A 20,263-nucleotide genomic window follows, 5' to 3' on the forward strand; every position below is an offset into this window, starting at 1 on the left:
TAAAACCATGTCCAGACCCCAATGTTCACGTTGCCTCAGGCCTGCCACCCACTGCCTGTGCGCGCTGATCCCCAGCCTCGACAGCCGCACCCGTGTGTTGCTGTTGCAGCACCCGAGCGAGGTCAATCATGCGTTGAATACTGCACGGTTGGCGGCGTTGGGGTTGAGCAATGCGCAATTGGTGGTGGGGGAGATATTTGAGGATCTACCGACCCTGTTGAACCCTCCCGGTTATCAGGCGCGACTGTTGTTTCCGGCTGAGGATGCCCAACCACTGCAGGCCTACGCGCCCGGCAGTCAGCCATTGCTACTGGTGGTCCCCGATGGCACGTGGCGCAAGGCGCGCAAACTGCTGCACCTCAACCCCTTGCTGGCGGCATTACCCCGAGTGGCATTGGCCGAAGGCGCCGCGTCCCGCTATCGATTGCGCAAGGCGCCCGGACCGGGTGCGCTGTCGACAGTGGAAGCGATTGTGCAGGCGTTACAGGTATTGGAAGCCCCCACCTCGTTCGAACCGTTACTGCAACCCTTCAACGCGTTGATCGATGGGCAAATTGCGGCCATGGGGCAGGCCGTGTACCAGAAGAACCACACATGAGCCTGCGTATTACATAGCTACCCAACGCGCGCGCGGCAACTGAGTAGGCTGGTCATTTTTCAAGGATAGAAAAATGGCTGAGCCTGTTGCCCATACACCCTCATTGGCTGCCTTCATGGCCGAACAAACGGCTTCGGGACCGTTTCTGACCAGGAACGAATGGTCTTCACTGCAAGCCCTGGACGCTGTGCGAAGCAAATTCGACGGGTTTCTTGACGGGCTCGACGATGAAGAAAAACGTGAATATGTACGCCTGCAAAAGGCTTGGGTTCAGGCCCGAAAAGCCGTTGAAGACGGTGTCCCCCGGCTTATCGAGCGTTTTGAACAGCAGTCCCTGGCGTCCCTGCGCGATGCTTTAAAAACACTGACGGGTTCAGACGTAGACCCGAAAACCGCAAGGATCTACACCCGCTACCTGGCGCCTGCTCGCCGCGTTCGTCGTGAGGCCCAGGGTGATCAGGTGAAGGTTGCCAGCCTGACCTTATGGGAAGCGGCATGCATGAATTACGACGGCGTGACCGGCTGGAGTTTTCCTGGGAATACGGGGATAGCGGACGCCAGCTATATGGACTCGTCCATCAATGCCAGTGCGGCAGCATTCATTGCCTTGGTACGCGAGCTCAATATTGGCGAGACACTCAGAACGTCTCTTGCCCAGGCATTACGCGCGTCCTCCTCCCTGGGCGATGCAATCATGAGGCAGGCAAGCGCCGAATTTGAGTTCGCGTTGATCAATGCCCTCAAGGACCGCGCGACCAGCCGCGTGGACAGAGCCAAATACCACCAGTTGAAGCGTGCGCTCGTCGGTGAAGTGCGTTGGGGCCAGATTGAAGAAATGCATCTGTTTATCCCCCACGGTATCGACAACATCAGCTGGGTCCCTCAACACATTGGCTTGACGGGCCAGTATGTAGGGTCACCGCCTGGAGACAGTGTGAAGATTCCTCATATCGTCTTTTCAGTGAGCGGCTGTAAAGGTGCCTTCAGTTATTTCCCCCATCGACCGTCGGGGGCCCTGCTTCACTACGACAGCCACCGGGAAGCATGCACGGAGTTTTACATGGCCTTTCAGGCCTCCTATGGCAACGGTGACGTGTCGTGGCTGTACCCGTTGATGACCTTGCGTGACAGTGTCCGGCTCAAGCAGATAGCGACATCTCAGCCTCGCCCCGAGCAGCTTTCCCCGCAGGCCGAAGTGCTTTATGACCTCGTTGAGTGGTTGCCGAAGACCACGCTTGTGAAGCGCGTCGGATACGTCCGACAGTCGGTCGAAAAGACCCCAATGGTCTGCTTGCATGATTTTTACACCGCACGTTGTCGCACCAACCTGCAGGAACTGGCAGCCGAAACACCCGGCTGGATGGTGACGGTCAGCCGTGTTTTTCAAACGGTGCTCAGCGAGACGCTTGATCTGTTGCTGATTCCGGCACCGGGCCCGCTCAAAGGCCTGGGACGGCTCAGGGCCGTTGCGATGTTTGCCGTCCTCACGCAGTCCCTGATCGAGGGGGGAGCCATGGCAGTGCAGGGTGACTCGGTTGAGTTGCTCCAAACCTTGGTCGACCTGGCTGATTTGCTGATCAGCAGCCGCTTGCATACTCGCCTGGCACGCAGCGTGATGCGTCGCCACCAAGCGCTGTACCGCCAGTTGTCCCCACCAGGCAGCGTTGCCGGTGAGCGGGTCGATACCGCGCTGTTGGAGAGAATGCTCGGCGCCTCGCAGGCGCCGGTCAAGTCGTTGAACGCAGTGCTTGAGGCGAGCAATACGCCTCGACAACTCCTCGACAAGGTCTGGGAGGGCGAGCGACCGTCGGCTTCCCTGGTGGAGGCTTCGCAGCGCTTTAATGTCGATCGTCTGATCGATTGGGCGTCAAGCCCGTCGCCACCCAGTCATCCACCGCCGACTCAGGCGTTCGAAGTGCTGGGGCCGTTGGTCACTCAATTGGCGCAATGGCCGGTTGATACTGCCTTGAGCGTCGAGAACCCGCAGGGCCTGGAGTTGCGACGTTACACGCAGCAGGCGGGCCGTCCCGCTTCTCGGGTGGTCACGGTGACCCGTCAGGAGAACTTCCAGTTCGCCTACTCATCCCCGCGTCGTTTTACTGCGAATTTTCTCCAGGCTGTGGTGGACTTGTTGCCTGCCGTGTTTTCGGCCGGAGAACCGCCGTTGCGCCAGCAGTTGGCGCTGCGGGCCCGCACCGTGAGGCTTGAGCTGTTCGAGGCACTTACACGCTTTGCCCAGGCCGATCGCGCAACGGCCTCTGGCGCGCCGACGGCGATCAAGAACCTGTTGCCTGAGCGCGTGGGGTCTGATCAGCCCGAACCCGCGGTCATCAGTACCCTACGGGCGTTGCACCCCGAAGTCAGTCTGCCCCGCTTGTTGGAGGTGCTGGATCAGCAGCCTCTTTCTTCCCACCAGCAGACCCAACTGTTGGCGTCAAAACTGCAACCCGAGGCGCTCTATACCGCCTTGCGCAGTGCACGGCGGGCAGCCCGCCGAGAGGCGATGATCGACGGGATTTTCCATGGGCGCCGGTACGACGCGCAGACCCTGCGCTGGGCAAGCGAATTTGCCGGCGCAGTATTAAAAAGCGTCACTGGCCAAGCCTTGGTCATCAGTCGCGCCGATCAGCCGGTGCACTATATGTCGAAAGGTGCCAAAGACCGGACTGTGGTGGTGCTGGACCATGGCCGGGGGCGCTTTGCGCCGTTTGATCATCGCACCTCCCTTGCGGGCGCGAGGCTCGGTACTCCCGACGGTTTTTACCAGGCCATCCTGAACCAGTTAACCCATAACGAACGCGTCCGGCTCGGGCTTGAAGGCCCCCAGGCGGTCACCGATTTCCGTCACCGGATTGCCCGCGCCATGCTCGACCATCGTACGGTCGAGGGGCAGTTTTACCCTCACCAGCGCGACATCGCGCAGTATTCCAGTGCTGCGGATACCATGGGCCTGACCCCTGACGCACTCGGTCTCTTTCGCCAGGGCGCGGACTGCTTTCTGTATATGGACGGCTTGTGTTTCAACGTCTCCCAGGCTGGCCCGACCCTGCCATGGCGCATTCCACACCCCACATTGCACGATGCTTACGCCCCGGTGTTGACGCATAACGGCGCAGGTGCCTGGCGCCATGAATGGGAAACGCCGCTGACCTGGGATGGCCACAAACCGTTTTATCGCCTCGGGCCCGCCGTTGGAGCATGGTCGCCGGATGCCATCAACCAGATTCAACAGGTCAGCGGCGTGACCCCGGCGATGCTGCGTCGCGTGCACCTGCGTAACGAGCGCCCACCTGCGATTTTGATGGAGACCATCGAGCGATTCACGTTGCATCGACGGGTCAAGGCGGGCGTGGAGACGGGGTGGGATTTTTTTGACGAGTTACTGGGTGAAATAGGGCCTGAAAGCGCCGATGTGTTGGTGGGCAGTGCGGGCTTGAGCCGCGCTGATCAGGTCAGGCGGCTCGAAACCTTTGTTGCGCAGGACAAGCCAGGTATGGCGCGGCTTTTTTTCAAGGCGTTGCTTCATAAAAGCGCGTTGTCTTCGGAGCCCCTGGCACAGGTGCTGCAGCGTGATTTTCCCAGTTTGACAGCGCAAATCGCCGAAGACCTGGTGCGCGATCTCACCCCGGTTGAGCGTCGAAGCCTGGAGGCCGGCCGTGTCCCGTTGACCAAAACCAAAGCCATCCGCTGGTGGATAGAGTACCTGCGCAAGACCAGGGCGATGGAGGGGGTGCACCTGGGAGGTGCGGCAAGTGCGGACAGCTCAAAGCTGATCCTTCATACCGTCGCCGAGATGGACGGCTGGTCTGTTCAAACACGGGTTGAAGTACGTGAGCGCGGGCGGCTCATTGACCGTGTCGGCCCTGCTGAAGGGCGGCCCAAGCGGGTGCTGGAGGCGCTTGATGGCCGCTATCAGGCCTTTGCTCCCCAATCGAACGGCACGTTGCAACCGCTCGGAAACCCGGGCGATTTTCTCACGGTCTTACTCGACGCGTTGCCTCCCCCTGAGCGCCAGGCCGTGGGATATACCCATGCGGGGGGCGTTGAAGAGTTGATCCAGGAGATCGGTTATCGCTTGGAGCGTCACTGGGAGTTTGCCGAAACCCTGCTCGAAATAGGGCGTCGCCCTTGGTACAACCCGCCGCGTCGCGTGGCGGATGGGCGGATTGGTTATCCGTTGAGTGGCGGCAATGAGCTGGGGGCAGTGGGCCGTGACCAAGTCGCACGGTTGCGGCAGTTGTTTCCGACGAAAACCGATGAGCAGGCGTTTGAGATCCTTGAGAATCTGAGTGACTCCGTTCAGGAGCGTGAGGACGCGATCAACACCCTGTTCCGAGAACGCGACGCCTTGAATGACAGCCTTGAACGCTGGTGCTTGCTGGGGAAACCCGAGCAACTCAAGGCACAAGTCGAGGCCTCCGCGCGAATTCGACGTTGCTGGAGCAAAGAGGACTCCCCGCGCGGGGTGATGTTTGAGCTCTATCTGGATGACCTGGCCCTGGAAGACTTGCCACAGGTGACGGCGCATTTCGGTCATGTCATGCAACTGAGCCTGCGGAACAATCAGTTACAAGCGCTGCCGATGAAGTTCCTCGGGCGCTTCCCGGCGCTGCGGACGCTGTTTCTCGACGGCAACCACTTGGACCATGTGCCTCAGGGCTTGTCTGCGCTTCAACACTTGAAACAACTCAGCCTGGCGAACAATCGCATTCAGCCTGAATCAGCGGATATCAGACGGTTGCAGGGCCTGACGCGCTTGACCAAGTTGAATCTGTCCAACAATCCCCTCGGCAGAGGGAAACGCTTGAATGTGTATGCGCTGACAGCGCTGGAGGTCCTCAAGCTCAGGAATACTCAACTCGATCTTTTGCCTCTGTGGGTGGTGATGCTGCCAAGACTTCGCACGTTGGATCTGCGAGACAATCGTTTCAAAGTGTTGACCCACTCTGATCTTCACCTCAATGAAACCGTGTACCGCGCCATGAATCTTCACGGTAACGCGCTTTCCCAGGCGACCTTGCGGCTGCTCAGCCAATACCGGAGACGGCCGGGTTATCAAACGATCGATTTTGGCCTGTGGCACGACGGGGCATTTCCGTTGCCATCGGTTGAACGCTGGCTATTGCCGGTGCCGCTGAATGAAGTGCCGCAACGGCGGGCTGAATGGGCGCTGTTGGCCGGAGCGCAAATGGCGGACGGTTTCTTTAACCTGCTGTGGAACGTGTCTTCCTATCCGCCGTTGATTGCCCCGGAGCATCACGCCTTGCGCCAGGACATTACGCGGCGCGTCTGGCAGTTGATTGACGGGGCCAATCACAACGGGCGCCTGCAACAAATCCTTTTCCAGACACCTTTGCGGTACATGAGCGGGGGGATCGACGGGTGGCTGTTGTGCCTCAATGAGATCGAACTGGCTATGTTGCCGGTACAGATGCTCGCCGGAAACGTGGATGCCGCAGGCCCGGATTTTGTGAATTATTACCGAGCCCTTCGCCGGCTGGGCGCCATCGACCACCACCTGTTGAGGGCGTTTCCGCAGCAGTCTGCGCAGGAAGCCTGCGTGCGTTTCCTGGCCTATCGAATCGCGCTGGCGTCGAGTCTGGACTTGCCTCTTGCATTGCCGGGCCGGTTCGACGCCGCCACTGCGGTGCCGGATGCGCCTTCGGTGATCCGAATACTCCAACGGATCAAAAATGAGGAGTTGAACCTGAATTGGCCCAGTCGGCTTGAAAACGAGGAGTACTGGGTCGAGTTCCTGGAGCGCAAGTACCCGCAACGTTTTGAGGCTGCGCTGGCGCACTACCAGCGTGAGCTGGAACGGGCCACCGACAAAGTCACGAATGGCGACATAAACGAGGGAGCCTACAAACACGCGCTCGAAAGCCTTGCTGTACAGATGCGCCAAGCCAAGGCCGATCTGGTCCGCGTGTTGACCCTTCAGGAGTGGACGGAATTTGTAATTGCCTGAGCCAATACTTATGCCTTTAAGGAATAGGCACCACACTTTGCGTGATATGGCCCGCCGGCCTTTCCCGGTATGATGTTCGCCCCCGCAGTCTGGATTGCGAATACGCCATGACCTTGCAGTACCCTACAATCGCCGATTGCGTCGGCAACACGCCCCTGGTCCGCTTGCAACGCATGGCGGGAGACACCAGCAACACCCTGCTGCTCAAGCTCGAAGGGAACAACCCGGCCGGTTCAGTGAAGGACCGCCCGGCGCTGTCGATGATCACCCGTGCGGAGCTGCGCGGGCAGATCAAACCCGGCGACACCTTGATCGAAGCCACCTCGGGTAACACCGGCATCGCCCTGGCCATGGCCGCCGCGATCAAGGGTTACAAGATGATCCTGATCATGCCCGACAACGGCAGCGCCGAACGCAAAGCGGCGATGACCGCCTACGGTGCCCAACTGATCCTGGTCACCCAGGAAGACGGCATGGAAGGTGCGCGCGATCTGGCTGAACGCATGGCTGCCGAAGGCCGCGGCCTGGTGCTGGATCAGTTCGCCAACGGTGACAACCCCGAGGCGCACTACACCAGCACCGGCCCGGAAATTTGGCGCCAGACCCAGGGCACCATCACTCATTTCGTCAGCTCCATGGGCACCACCGGCACCATCATGGGCAACTCGCGCTACCTCAAGGAGCAGAACCCGGCCATCCAGATCGTCGGCCTGCAACCGATGGAAGGCTCGGCCATCCCTGGTATCCGTCGTTGGCCCGAAGAGTATCTGCCGAAGATCTACAACTCGAGCCGCGTCGACCGCATCATTGATATGGCGCAGCGCGAGGCCGAAGACACCACCCGCCGCCTGGCCCGTGAAGAAGGCATCTTCTGCGGCGTGTCTTCCGGTGGCGCGGTGGCGGGTATGTTGCGCTTGTCCAAAGAGGTGGAAAACGCGGTGATCGTCGCGATCATCTGTGACCGAGGCGACCGTTACCTGTCGACCGGCATCTTCGACGAACCCAACTGATGGCCAAGCACGAGAGAGGCCTGCGCTTCCAACCGACGGGCGGCAGCCGCGCCCCGCAGATCCCTGTGGGCAAGAAACAGAGCCTGACCATCGAGCGCCTGGCCAACGACGGCCGAGGCATCGTGTTCTTTGAAGGTCGCACCTGGTTCGTGAACGGCGCGCTGGCGGGCGAAGAAGTCGAAGCACGGGTGCTGGGCACCCATGGCAAGATCGTCGAGGCGCGCACCGAGCGGGTGTTCAGTGCCAGCGAATTACGCCGTCCGGCGCCGTGCGCGCATTTCGGACGCTGCGGCGGTTGCAGCGTGCAGCACTTGCCCCACGGCGAACAACTTGCCCTGAAACAGCGCATGCTTGCCGAGCAACTGTCCCGCGTGGCGGGGGTCGAACCGCAGGAGTGGGCCGCGCCGTTGAGCGGGCCGGAATTCGGTTACCGTCGCCGCGCCCGCGTGGCCGTGCGCTGGGACGCCAAGACGAAACAGCTGGAAGTGGGTTTCCGCGCGGTGGCTAGTCAGGACATCGTCGCCATCGACGAATGCCCGGTGCTGGTACAGGCCTTGCAGCCGATCATGCAGCGCCTGCCCAACATGCTGCTTCGCTTGAGCAAACCTCAGGCGCTGGGGCATGTGGAGTTGTTCAGTGGTACGTCCGTGGCCGTGTTGCTGCGCCATATGGCGCCGCTGTCGGAAGCGGACCTGCAGGTGCTGAAAGAATTCTGTGCCTTCCATGAAGCCCAATTGTGGCTGCATGGCGAGGGCCAGCCGGAACCGGTTGAGGCCGATTCGGTGCTCGGGTTTCGCCTGAGTCACTGGGATCTGGAGCTGGCTTACCGGCCCGGAGATTTTGTCCAGGTCAATGCCGGGGTCAATGAAGCGATGGTTACCCAGGCCTTGGAATGGCTGGCGCCACAACCCGATGAACGGGTGCTGGACCTGTTTTGCGGCCTGGGCAACTTCGCCCTCCCACTGGCGCGCCAGGTGCGTGAAGTGGTGGCGGTGGAGGGGGTGCAGACCATGGTGGAGCGGGCGGCCGTCAACGCCGTCAGCAACGATTTGCATAATGTGCAGTTTTTTCAGGCTGATTTGTCCCAGCCTTTGACTGACGCGGAATGGGCCAAACAAGGCTTTTCTGCGGTACTCTTGGACCCACCCCGTGATGGTGCCCTGGAGGTTGTGCGCAAGCTCGCGACCCTGGGAGCCAAGCGTCTGGTGTATGTGTCCTGCAATCCGGCCACGCTGGCGCGGGACACGGTTGAGTTGGTCAAGCAAGGCTACCGGCTAAAACGTGCCGGGATCCTCGACATGTTTCCGCAAACCGCGCATGTCGAGGCCATGGCGTTATTTGAAGCGGGCTAGGATGCCCGTTTAATCCGACCGGCCTGTCGTCTCCAGGGCCTGTGATCTGCCAGGGAGCAGTAGAAGGTCGGCGATGAATTCTGGCGCATCGAAGGTGCGTCGTAGGGAAGGTAAGCAAGATGGTACAGGTGAGAGCACACCAGCCGATCAACACCGACGGCAGTATCAATCTCGAGGCATGGCTGGATCATGCCATCAGTGTCGACCCGGCACTGGACCGTGAAGCCTTGAAAGCAGCCTGCGAGTTCGCTCGCGAGTCTGAGCAGCAAGACAATGCTTCCAAGAACCTCTGGGCCGAAGGCACTTCAAGCTTTCGCACCGGGTTGGAAATCGCCGAGATCCTCGCCGATCTCAAGCTGGACCAGGATTCACTGATCGCCGCCGTGCTGTATCGCGGCGTGCGGGAAGGGCATATTCAGTTGGCGACCGTGGGCCAGCGTTTCGGCTCCGTGGTGGCCAAGCTGATCGACGGCGTGCTGCGCATGGCTGCGATCAGCGCCAGCCTCAGTCCGCGTCAGTCCATGGTGCTGGGCACTCAGGGCCAGGTCGAGAACCTGCGCAAGATGCTGGTGGCGATGGTCGACGACGTCCGCGTCGCCCTGATCAAGCTGGCTGAGCGTACCTGCGCAATCCGTGCGGTGAAAACCGCCGACGACGAGAAGCGCAACCGCGTTGCCCGCGAAGTCTTCGACATCTATGCACCGCTGGCGCATCGTCTGGGTATCGGCCATATCAAGTGGGAGCTGGAGGACTTGTCCTTCCGCTACCTTGAACCCGATCAATACAAGCAGATCGCCACGCTGCTGCACGAACGGCGGCTCGACCGTGAGCGCTTCATCACCGACGTGATGAACCAGTTGCGCTCCGAGCTGCAGGCCACCGGTGTCGAAGCCGACATCAGCGGCCGTGCCAAGCACATCTATTCCATCTGGCGCAAAATGCAGCGCAAGGGCCTGGCGTTCAGCCAGATCTACGATGTGCGCGCCGTGCGCGTGCTGGTGCCGGAAATGCGCGACTGCTACACCGCGCTGGGTATCGTCCACACCTTGTGGCGGCATATTCCCAAGGAGTTTGACGACTACATCGCCAACCCCAAGGAAAACGGCTATCGCTCGCTGCACACCGCGGTGATCGGCCCCGAGGGCAAGGTGCTGGAAGTGCAGATCCGCACCCACGCCATGCACGAAGAGGCGGAGTTGGGTGTGTGCGCGCACTGGCGCTACAAGGGCACCGACGTCAAGGCCGGGTCCAACCAGTACGAGGAGAAAATCTCCTGGCTGCGTCAAGTGCTGGAATGGCACGAAGAACTGGGCGACATTGGTGGCCTGGCCGAACAGCTGCGCGTGGATATCGAGCCTGATCGGGTCTACATCTTCACCCCTGACGGCCATGCCATCGACTTACCGAAGGGCGCGACGCCGCTGGACTTCGCCTACCGCGTTCACACCGAGATCGGTCACAACTGCCGGGGTGCCAAGATCAACGGGCGCATCGTGCCGCTCAACTACAGCCTGCAGACCGGTGAACAGGTCGAAATCATTACCAGCAAGCACGGTACGCCGAGCCGCGACTGGCTGAACCCGAACCTGGGCTACATCACCACGTCGCGGGCGCGGGCGAAGATCGTCCACTGGTTCAAATTGCAGGCGCGCGACCAGAACGTCGCCGCCGGCAAAACCTTGCTTGAACGCGAATTGGGGCGTCTCGGCCTGCCTCAGGTGGACTTCGACAAGTTGGCCGAGAAAGCCAACATGAAGATCGCCGAAGACATGTTCGCCGCCCTCGGCGCTGGCGATTTGCGCCTGGCGCAATTGGTCAACCTGGCCCAGCAACTGGTCGAGCCGGAACGTGGCAGCGAACAGTTGGAACTGATTCCACGCAAGGCCACCGGCTACAAGCCTGGCAAGCGCGGCGATATCCAGATCCAGGGCGTGGGCAACCTGATGACGCAAATCGCCGGCTGCTGCCAGCCGCTGCCGGGCGACGCCATTGTCGGTTACATCACCCAGGGCCGCGGCGTGAGCATTCACCGCCAGGACTGCGCCTCGGTGCTGCAATTGGGCGGGCGTGAACCGGAGCGGATCATCCAGGTGAGCTGGGGCCCAGTGCCGGTGCTCACCTACCCGGTGGATATCATCATTCGCGCCTATGACCGTTCCGGTTTGCTGCGGGATGTGTCGCAAGTGCTGCTCAACGAGCGGATCAACGTGCTGGCGGTCAACACCCGCTCGAACAAAGAGGACAACACTGCGTTGATGTCCCTGACCATCGAGATTCCGGGGCTGGACGCGTTGGGACGGTTGCTGGGGCGGATCTCCCAGTTGCCGAACATCATCGAGACACGCCGCAACCGTACCCCATGAACATCTGGATGAACGCAGTCTGAACGGTGGGAGGGGGCTTGCCCCCGAAAGCGGAGTGTCAGGTACCAGATTCTTGGTTGACCCACCGCAATCGGGGGCAAGCCCCTCCCACCGTTGATCGGCGGTGTTCATACCTGATCGGAAGTAGAATGATGTATTCACTGGATGACCTGCTGCACCTGATGAGCCGCCTGCGCGACCCGAAGTACGGGTGCCCGTGGGACATCAAGCAAACCTACGCCACCATCGTTCCGCACACGTTGGAAGAAGCCTACGAAGTCGCCGACGCCATCGAGCGCGGTGACTTCGATCACCTGCAAGGCGAGTTGGGCGATCTGTTGTTCCAAGTGGTGTATTACAGCCAACTGGCGCGGGAAGAAGGGCGCTTCGAATTTGCCGGGGTGATCGACAGCATTACGCGCAAGTTGATCCGTCGCCATCCCCATGTGTTTCCAACCGGTGATCTGTATGCACCGCTGGATATCCCGCAGTTGAGTGAAGAACAGGTGAAGGAGCGCTGGGAGCAGATCAAAGCCGAGGAACGGTCGGAAAAGTCCGACGCGCCGGAGCAGCTTTCCTTGCTGGACGATGTGCCCACGGCGCTGCCGTCCCTGTCCCGCGCCGCCAAATTACAGAAGCGCGCCAGCCAGGTCGGCTTCGATTGGCCCTCCGCCTTGCTGGTGGTGGACAACGTGCGCGAAGAACTGGATGAAGTGCTCGAAGCCATGGCCGACAACGATTCGGTGGCCATTGCCGATGAGGTCGGCGACCTGCTGTTCGCGGCAGTCAACCTGGCCCGTCATCTCAAGGTCGACCCGGAAACCGCGCTGCGTGGCGCCAATGCCAAGTTCGAACGTCGCTTCCGATTTATCGAACAGGCATTGCGCGATACGCACCAATCCATAGAAGATTGCACCCTCGAAACGATGGACGCCCTGTGGGGCGAAGCCAAACGTCAGGAAAAGAATGTGTCCAGCTGCGGTTGAGCAGTTGCCTAAGTGAGTAAGCACCATGAGCCTTTCCCTTCGCGACCAGTTGCTCAAAGCAGGTCTGGTCAACCAAAAGCAGGCCAAGCAGGTCGGCAAAGAGAAACAGAAGCAGCAGCGCCTGGTCCACAAAGGCCAGATCGAGGCGGATGACACCCAGGCCCGCCTGGCGGCCGAAGCGCAGGCCGAGAAGGTCAAACGCGACCAGGAACTGAACCGCCAACAGCAGGAAAAAGCCGAAGCCAAGGCCCGCACCGCCCAGGTCAAGCAACTGATCGAGACCTCGCGCCTGCCCAAGCTGACCACCGAGGACTACTACAACTTCGTGGATGACAAGAAGGTCAAGCGCCTGTCGGTCAACACGTTGATGCGCAACAAGCTGAGCAACGGCTCCCTGGCCATCGTGCACCACGGCGGCAGCTACGAGGTGATCCCGCGCGAGGCAGCACTGAAGATCCACGAGCGCGCACCAGAGCGTATCGTGCAGCTCAATATCCTGACGGAAAGCCAGGTGCCGGATGAGGATGATCCGTACGCGGCCTACCAGATCCCGGATGATCTGATGTGGTAAAGCTGTAGGCCTGAAGGAGGGTGAGTACGCTTGCCCTGCGCTGCGTAGCAGTGCGAAAAACACAAACCCCGCTCAAAAGGCGGGGTTTGTTTTTGCAGGGGCCCAGCTGCGTGGGCCCGGCCTCTGCACAATTTCAGAGTCTCAGGAGCCTTGCGCCTGGCGTCTCATCTCAAGGGCTTCGAGCTCGTTTTTATAATTATGAGCGTCGCTCTCGTTGTGAAACATGCCGACCAACAGGTCTTGTTGGTGTACATCCCAGATGTGAATCCCATGGCCCAGTGCTTCGTGGGACATATGTTCGTCGTCGCGTTCAGTTACTTTTACAGTCATCTGCTTGCTCCAATCTCTGGTGGATCTGCGGCAAGTCGTCGCAGGCCTTTGTTATATGATTTGTTAGCTTGCTAAGTAAACCGACTTTTCGTGCAACAATTCATTGCGGAAAACGCAACAGTGCTGCAGGTCGCGAAAACCGTGACATTGCGTCGCAGGGTGCTGAGTTTTATGACAAAAGTTTCATGTTGGCGTAAGGCTTCAGCCTCTATTGATTGAGCCGCCGCTATCGCAGGCAAGCCAGCTCCCACCTTTTGAAAAGCATTCCAAATGTGGAAGCTGGCTTGCCTGCGATAGCGCGAGAAGCTTCAAAACAAAACGAGCAGACGAAAAAAAGCCCCGCATTCCGCGAGGCTCTTTTTTGATTCACCAGCGCATCAGCTACCTTTGACAGCCTTACCGTCAACGGTGCCGTCCTGCAGCATGATGTTGTATTCCTTACCGTCGGTTTCCACCTGACGCAGGGCAACCAGGATGCCGCCCTGGTCCTTGGCAAACCACATCTGGGTGATGCGCTTGCTCTGAGTCGGGTCACGCACGCGCTCTACCTTGATCGCGTCGATGGATCCCACCTTGGTCTGGACCTTTTCCGGGCCGATCACGCGGAAGTCGTAGGTGTCGACGTCAGTGCCTTCCACCACGTTGTAGCTCATGCTCTTCTTGCCGGCAGCCACATCGCGCTGCAGGGCCAACTGGTAGGTCGACTTGTCGAGCATGCTGCTTTGCAGGGGCACGTTGACTGGGTCTTTGTTCTCAAAACCGGTGACTTTCTTGGCGGTTTGATCGAAGTCCAGGTTGATCTTCTTTGCCTTGCCCAGACCGCCGCGTTCGAAGGTGTAGCTCTTCGGTTGCAGGGTGTCCTTGTCAAACAGGATCACACTGGTTTCGGTCAGGCTGGCGATCATCATCGAAGCCTTGAAGTTCAAGGTCCAGGTGCCGTCGCTGTTCTTGGTCAGGCTGCGTTCTGCCGAGCCACTCATGGGCAACTGTTTCCAGTCGGCGGTATAGCTGGCGGAGAATGGATGTAAATCTGCTGCTTGCACGGCAGGCAAGGCAAACAGAGCAAAAGCGAAGAGCAAGGCGCGACGCATAAAATCTCCTAGGTTCGAATCAAGTGGCCGCTGGCCGCGAGTAACTGACCGTCCAATAATGCACCCTGGTCACCAAGAATCAACCGTCCCTCGGCAAACCAGCGAACGGCCAGCGGGTAAATCCTGTGTTCCTGGGTATGAACCCGTTGCGCAAGTGTCTGCGCCGAGTCGTCAGACTCTACCGGAACCACTGCCTGTACGACCAGAGGCCCGCCATCGAGTTCCTCGGTGACAAAGTGCACGCTGCAGCCGTGCTCGCTGTCGCCGGCGTCGAGCGCACGCTGGTGCGTGTGCATGCCCTTGTATTTGGGCAGCAGGGACGGGTGGATATTGAGCAGGCGCCCTTCGTAATGCCGCACGAAATCAGCGCTGAGGATGCGCATGAAGCCGGCAAGTACCACGAGTTTGGGGTTGAAGGCGTCGATCAGTTCGATCAAGGCGCTGTCGAAGGCCTCGCGGCCTTCGAAAGCCTTGTGATCCAAGGAGCGGGTGTCGATACCCGCGTCCCTGGCACGTTGCAGGCCGTAGGCATCGCTGCGGTTGGAGATCACCGCAGCGATGCGCACCGGGCTGTCGCCGGTGCGCGTGCTGTCGATCAAGGCCTGCAAGTTACTGCCGGTGCCGGAAAGCAGCACCACGACATCACAGGTCTGAGGCATCAGTGAGCCTTGAGGTTCTTCAGTTCAACCTGGGCCGCGCCTTCAGGGGCGGTAGCGATCTGGCCGATGACCCAAGGCTGCTCGCCGGCTTCACGCAGTACATTCAGCGCGGTTTCAACGTGCTCTTGAGCCACGCAGATGACCATGCCCACGCCGCAGTTCAGTACGCGGTGCATTTCGGTTTCGTCGACGTTGCCTTTCTCTTGCAGCCAGTCGAATACCGCAGGACGCTGCCAGCTGGCCACGTCGACGATCGCCTGGGCGCCTTTTGGCAGGACGCGCGGGATGTTGTCCAGCAGGCCGCCGCCGGTGATGTGGGCCATGGCTTTGACCGCGCCAGTGTCCTTGATCAGCTTGAGCAATGGCTTGACGTAGATGCGGGTCGGGGCCATCAGCAGGTCGGTGAGCGGCTTACCGTCGAGCTGAGTGTTCTCGATCTCGGCGCCGGACACTTCGATGATCTTGCGGATCAGCGAGTAACCGTTGGAGTGCGGACCGGAAGAGGGCAGGGCCAGCAGGGCGTCACCGGCGGCAACCTTGGAGCCGTCGATGATTTCGGCTTTTTCCACGACGCCGACGCAGAAGCCGGCCAGGTCGTAGTCTTCGCCTTCGTACATGCCTGGCATTTCAGCGGTTTCGCCGCCGACCAGGGAGCAACCCGACAGTTCGCAGCCGGCGCCGATGCCGGTAACCACTTGTGCAGCGGTGTCCACGTTCAGTTTGCCGGTGGCGTAGTAGTCCAGGAAGAACAAGGGCTCTGCGCCGCACACCACCAGGTCATTGACGCACATGGCAACCAGGTCGATGCCAATGGTGTCGTGCTTGTTCAGGTTCAGTGCCAGGCGCAGCTTGGTGCCCACGCCGTCGGTACCGGAAACCAGTACAGGCTGCTTGTAGCCGGCCGGGATTTCGCAGAGGGCGCCAAAACCGCCCAGGCCGCCCATGACTTCGGGGCGCGCAGTGCGCTTGGCGACGCTCTTGATGCGTTCGACCAATGCTTCACCGGCGTCGATGTCTACACCGGCGTCCTTGTAGCTCAGGGAGGGTTGCTTGCTCATGATCCAGGCCTTTAGGGGGGATTCAGGGGTAACGACCGAGCGGGCAGGCGCTTTTGGTAAAAGGCCCAGCCGTTGACGGTCTGCGAAGGCGCGCGATTTTATCAGGCTTGAGGGGCAGCGGCCATCCTCGGGCCGACGGGCAGGGCCATATAGGCAAAAAAAGCCGGTTAAAAAAATGCTAATCGGCTCTGCTTTGGCGTGTATTAAGGTATAGCCTTTAACCCGCTATCGTTATGACAGTACAAAAACTGCCGAGGCCTTGTGAATGTTTTACCGGTCGCCATGGTCACAGCCTTGGCAAACCGGATCCACGCGGTCTGTTGCAGCCGCTAAATTTGTCGTTCGGGAATCTTCCATGCGTCTGTGTAAATTCTTCTTTGTAGGCTGCTTGTCGTTGCTCGGCCTGGCGAGTCATGCCGAAACCCTCAATGGCCTTTATCAAGTACTTGAACCCGTCAGCAGCCAGTCGCCCCAGGAGCGCGACCAGGCCACCCAGCGCGCCGTGCAGACCCTGGTGATCCGCCTGACCGGCGACGCCAAGGCCGCCGACGGCCCGGGCCTGGCGGCCGTTCGTAAAGATCCGCAACAAATCATCAGCCAGTACGGCTATGACGCCGGCCCGCCGGAAAGCCTGCAAGTGGATTTCGACCCGGTGAGCACCGATCGCGTCCTGCGTGAAGCGGGCTTGTCGATCTGGGGCAGCAATCGGCCGTCGATTCTAGGCTGGTGGCTGAACGACTCCACCGAAGGCAGCAGCCTCGTTGGCGATGGCCAGACCGTCGCCCAAGCGTTGCGCCGTGCTGCGCAACACCGTGGCTTGCCGTTGCGCCTGCCGCTGGGCGACCTGGATGAGCAGGTGGTCGCTACCGCGCCGAACCTGGAAAGTGCCGACGCAACGCCGCTGCGCACCGCCTCCGAGCGTTACGGCGCCGATGCCTTGCTGGCCGTGCATGCGCGCCAGGAAGGCAGTCAATGGCAAGCCAAATGGCGCTTGTGGCTGGGCGACAAGAGCGAGCAGGGCACGGTTCAAGGGGCCGACACCGGCGCGGTGGCCGATGCGGTGATGCTGGCGGTGAGCCAGAAGCTCGCGCCGCGCTTCGCGGTCAAGCCCGGCGTGAGCACCGAACAGTTGCTGGAAGTACAGGGCATGACCCTGGAGCGTTATGCCGCACTGGGTCATCTGCTGGAGCCTTTTGGCGGTCAGCCGCAGTCAGTGGATGGCAATCGCATCGTGTACCGCGTCAACGGCAGTGCCGATCAGTTGCGCACCCAGTTGAGCCTGGCCAAGTTGCAGGAGATTCCTGCGGGTGAGGCGCCGGTCCAGCAATCGGCAGTGGATGGCGCGCAACCGGCAATGGCACCCGAGCCTCAGGCGCAATTGCGTTTTCGTTGGTAGCAGTTTTCTTCTTTATATAGATGGAGTGGTTTATGGCGGATACGCGTCGTTGGGTGTGGCTTGGCGGGATTGTCCTGCTGTGCGTCTTTGTGTTCTTGCTGCATTCGATCCTGACGCCGTTCCTGGTCGCGTTGCTGCTGGCCTATCTTTTCGATCCGGTGGTGGATCGTCTGGAGAAGGCCGGGCTGTCGCGTACCTGGGGCGTGGTGGCGGTGTTCGCGCTGTTTACCCTGATCATCACGGCGTTGGTGCTGGTACTGGTGCCGATGCTGGCCAAGCAGCTGTTCCGACTCTATGAGCTGGCGCCGCAGATGCTCGATTGGCTGCAGCACACGGCAATGCCATGGGCCCAGGCCAAGCTGGGATTGGCGGATGGCTTCTGGAAGTTCGACAAGGTCAAGGCCGCGATCAGCGAGCACATGGGGCAGACCACCGATATTGTCGGCGTTGTACTAAGCCAAGCCACTGCGTCCAGCCTGGCGCTGATCGGTTGGCTGACCAATCTGGTACTGATCCCGGTGGTCGCGTTCTACCTGCTGCGCGACTGGGACCTCATGATGGCCAAGATCCGCAGCCTGCTGCCGCGTGACCGTGAGGAACGCATCGTCTCCCTCGCCGAAGAGTGCCACGAGGTATTGGGCGCCTTCGTGCGTGGCCAACTCCTGGTGATGTTGGCCCTGGGGATCATCTATGCGGCTGGCTTGATGGCCATCGGCCTGGAATTGGGCCTGCTGATTGGCCTGATCGCCGGCCTGGCTGCGATCGTGCCCTATATGGGCTTCGTGATTGGTATCGGCGCGGCACTGGTGGCCGGGCTGTTCCAGTTTGGTGGTGATTTGTACCCAATGTTGGGCATCGTGGCCGTGTTCATGGTCGGCCAGGCTCTGGAAGGCATGGTCCTGACGCCGCTGCTGGTCGGCGATCGGATTGGCCTGCACCCGGTGGCAGTGATCTTTGCGATCCTGGCGGGCGGTGAGCTGTTTGGCTTTACGGGCATCTTGCTGGCGCTGCCGGTGGCGGCAGTGATCATGGTGCTGGTGCGCCATGTGCACGATTTGTACAAGGATTCGGATGTGTATACAGGGGTTGAAGACCCGGATCTGTAATCGCTCTGCAACAAACCCGGCCTGGCCGGGTTTGTTGTTTCTGGCGCTGGGGTGTCAAACAATCTGCATAAAACCAACAAGTTAACGCAAACCTTTGATTTTGCTTGGGGTCTGTTGCATTGTGCGCCCGGCGTCACGGGTATAAACTTTGCAAACTTTACACAGAGGCCACTAACGGTTCGTTTGGAGCCGTTCAGTCAGCATGAAACCGATTCAGCTGCCCTTGGGTGTGCGTCTGCGTGACGACGCCACCTTTATCAACTACTACCCAGGCGCCAATGCCGCTGCACTCGGCTATGTCGAGCGGCTCTGCGAAGCCGACGCCGGGTGGACCGAAAGCCTGATCTATTTGTGGGGCAAGCACGGCGTAGGGCGTACCCACCTGTTGCAGGCCGCGTGCCTGCGTTTCGAGCAAATGGGCGAGCCGGCGGTTTACCTGCCCCTGGCTGAGTTGATGGATCGCGGTATCGGCATTTTCGACCATCTTGAGCAGTACGAGCTGGTGTGCCTGGACGATCTGCAAGCGATCGCCGGCAAGGCGGAATGGGAAGAGGCGCTCTTTCACTTGTTCAACCGTTTGCGTGACAGTGGTCGGCGCCTGCTGATTGCCGCGTCTACCTCGCCACGGGAATTGCCGATCAAGCTGGCCGACCTCAAGTCGCGGATGACCTTGGCGCTGATCTTCCAGATGCGCCCGCTCTCCGACGAAGACAAATTGCGTGCCTTGCAACTGCGTGCTTCCCGTCGTGGCCTGCACCTCACCGATGAAGTGGGGCACTTTATTCTCACTCGCGGCACACGCAGCATGAGCGCATTGTTCGATTTGCTCGAACAGCTCGACCAGGCCTCCTTGCAGGCCCAGCGCAAGCTGACCATTCCCTTCTTGAAAGAAACCCTCGGCTGGTAGACAGCCCTTTGTTTTTGCCGCGTTCGGCAAATTCCAGGCGCCAGAAAACCTGCGTTTGAGCCGATGTGGCTACGCAAAAGGCAGGTACGGGGTGTTAAGGGCTTAGATGTCATGGTCAAAACAAGAAGTCACATAGATCACGATTGAATTTGCAAATCGATGTGATAGAGGGCATAGTCTCGTCTTCTTTACATATCAGCCACGGTCGTGCCCATGCTAAATCGCTTCGCACCCCTCGTGCCCCTCGCACTCGTTACCCTGTTGTTTGGTTGCGCCTCCCACCCTCAACAGGTGGCAGAACAGCAAAAACCACAGGTTCAAAATCAGGCAAAATTCGTTGCTGCACAGTCTGCTTCTGTTTATGAAGAAGAGCTGGCAACTGAAAAAGAGCTGACCAACTTCTCCGGTAGCAAGCCTTACCAGCTTCCCGTTCTGGCCGACAGCATCCTCGAACGCGGCATGTCCCTGATCGGTACCCGTTACCGTTTCGGCGGCACTTCTGAAGCCGGCTTCGACTGCAGCGGTTTCATCGGCTATCTGTTTCGTGAAGAAGCGGGCATGAACCTGCCACGCTCCACCCGCGAAATGATCAACGTGGATGCACCGTTGGTCGCGCGCAACAACCTCAAGCCCGGTGATCTGCTTTTCTTCAGTACGGCAGGGCGTGGTCGTGTGAGTCATGCCGGTATCTACTTGGGCGACAACCAGTTTATCCACTCCAGCAGCCGTCGCAGTGGCGGTGTTCGAGTCGACAACCTGGGCGACAGCTACTGGAGCAAAACCTTCATCGAAGCCAAGCGCGCACTCGCCATGGCCCCGACGACAGTTACCGCTAGCAAGTAAACTTAAAGTGATACTTGAAGTTTGA

Annotated in this window: 15 protein-coding genes; 11 read left to right on the forward strand and 4 right to left on the reverse strand. The window is 60.0% G+C overall.

Annotation, left to right across the window (positions count from 1 at the left end; translation table 11 throughout):
* The first annotated feature begins 7 nt into the window (after positions 1 to 7).
* The 7 genes from AC4PS7_RS10715 to AC4PS7_RS10745 all read left to right on the forward strand — a co-directional run bounded on the left by AC4PS7_RS10715 (position 8) and on the right by AC4PS7_RS10745 (position 12,848).
* Positions 8 to 598 carry a tRNA-uridine aminocarboxypropyltransferase gene (locus AC4PS7_RS10715; RefSeq protein ID WP_021490871.1) on the forward strand — a complete coding sequence of 197 codons (591 nt, stop codon included), beginning with the start codon at positions 8 to 10 and terminating at the stop codon, positions 596 to 598.
* Between the two features lie 115 nt (positions 599 to 713).
* Entirely contained in the window at positions 714 to 6,566 is a 5,853-nt protein-coding gene (locus tag AC4PS7_RS10720) for an NEL-type E3 ubiquitin ligase domain-containing protein (protein WP_492179401.1), read from the forward strand.
* Positions 6,567 to 6,673: 107 nt separating this feature from the next.
* Positions 6,674 to 7,576, forward strand: coding sequence for a cysteine synthase CysM (gene cysM / locus AC4PS7_RS10725; protein WP_021490869.1), 903 nt, complete (start codon positions 6,674 to 6,676; stop codon positions 7,574 to 7,576).
* Positions 7,576 to 8,928 (forward strand): 23S rRNA (uracil(1939)-C(5))-methyltransferase RlmD, encoded by a 1,353-nt coding sequence (gene rlmD, locus AC4PS7_RS10730; protein WP_492179402.1) that lies wholly within the window; start codon positions 7,576 to 7,578, stop codon positions 8,926 to 8,928. Before cysM ends, rlmD begins: the two co-directional genes overlap by 1 nt.
* Positions 8,929 to 9,047: 119 nt before the next feature.
* Positions 9,048 to 11,291, forward strand: a complete 2,244-nt coding sequence (relA, locus tag AC4PS7_RS10735) for a GTP diphosphokinase (RefSeq protein WP_021490867.1) — start codon at positions 9,048 to 9,050, stop codon at positions 11,289 to 11,291.
* A 152-nt stretch (positions 11,292 to 11,443) separates the two neighbouring features.
* Entirely contained in the window at positions 11,444 to 12,277 is an 834-nt protein-coding gene (gene mazG, locus AC4PS7_RS10740) for a nucleoside triphosphate pyrophosphohydrolase (RefSeq protein ID WP_492179432.1), read from the forward strand.
* Positions 12,278 to 12,302: 25 nt separating this feature from the next.
* The gene (locus tag AC4PS7_RS10745) at positions 12,303 to 12,848 is read left to right on the forward strand and encodes a DUF2058 domain-containing protein (protein WP_492179403.1); all 546 of its coding nucleotides are present in this window, start codon (positions 12,303 to 12,305) and stop codon (positions 12,846 to 12,848) included.
* Positions 12,849 to 12,989: 141 nt separating this feature from the next.
* On the opposite strand, the gene AC4PS7_RS10750 is transcribed toward AC4PS7_RS10745, so the two are convergent.
* The 4 genes from AC4PS7_RS10750 to purM form a co-directional block, all read right to left on the reverse strand.
* Positions 12,990 to 13,178, reverse strand: coding sequence for a hypothetical protein (locus AC4PS7_RS10750; protein WP_010208657.1), 189 nt, complete (start codon positions 13,176 to 13,178; stop codon positions 12,990 to 12,992).
* A 377-nt stretch (positions 13,179 to 13,555) separates the two neighbouring features.
* The gene (locus tag AC4PS7_RS10755; RefSeq protein WP_010208658.1) at positions 13,556 to 14,269 is read right to left on the reverse strand and encodes a DUF3108 domain-containing protein; all 714 of its coding nucleotides are present in this window, start codon (positions 14,267 to 14,269) and stop codon (positions 13,556 to 13,558) included.
* A gap of 8 nt (positions 14,270 to 14,277) precedes the next feature.
* Entirely contained in the window at positions 14,278 to 14,928 is a 651-nt protein-coding gene (gene purN, locus AC4PS7_RS10760) for a phosphoribosylglycinamide formyltransferase (protein ID WP_010208659.1), read from the reverse strand.
* Positions 14,928 to 15,986: a phosphoribosylformylglycinamidine cyclo-ligase gene (gene purM, locus AC4PS7_RS10765; RefSeq protein ID WP_010208661.1), complete on the reverse strand. Its 1,059-nt coding sequence runs from the start codon at positions 15,984 to 15,986 to the stop codon at positions 14,928 to 14,930. The genes purN and purM overlap by 1 nt, the downstream gene beginning before the upstream one ends.
* Positions 15,987 to 16,341: 355 nt before the next feature.
* On the opposite strand from purM, the gene AC4PS7_RS10770 reads away from it, so the two are divergent.
* The 4 genes from AC4PS7_RS10770 to AC4PS7_RS10785 all read left to right on the forward strand — a co-directional run bounded on the left by AC4PS7_RS10770 (position 16,342) and on the right by AC4PS7_RS10785 (position 20,238).
* Positions 16,342 to 17,382: a DUF2066 domain-containing protein gene (locus AC4PS7_RS10770; RefSeq protein WP_492179404.1), complete on the forward strand. Its 1,041-nt coding sequence runs from the start codon at positions 16,342 to 16,344 to the stop codon at positions 17,380 to 17,382.
* 32 nt (positions 17,383 to 17,414) lie between these two features.
* A complete protein-coding gene (locus tag AC4PS7_RS10775) occupies positions 17,415 to 18,488 on the forward strand; it encodes an AI-2E family transporter (RefSeq protein ID WP_010208663.1) in 1,074 nt (357 codons plus the stop codon).
* Positions 18,489 to 18,690: 202 nt separating this feature from the next.
* On the forward strand, positions 18,691 to 19,395 hold the full coding sequence (gene hda, locus AC4PS7_RS10780) for a DnaA regulatory inactivator Hda (protein WP_010208669.1): 705 nt from the start codon (positions 18,691 to 18,693) through the stop codon (positions 19,393 to 19,395).
* Positions 19,396 to 19,608: 213 nt separating this feature from the next.
* Positions 19,609 to 20,238, forward strand: a complete 630-nt coding sequence (locus AC4PS7_RS10785) for a C40 family peptidase (RefSeq protein ID WP_010208671.1) — start codon at positions 19,609 to 19,611, stop codon at positions 20,236 to 20,238.
* The last annotated feature ends 25 nt before the right edge of the window (positions 20,239 to 20,263 follow it).

Source organism: Pseudomonas sp. DW-iso3 (assembly GCF_058725305.1).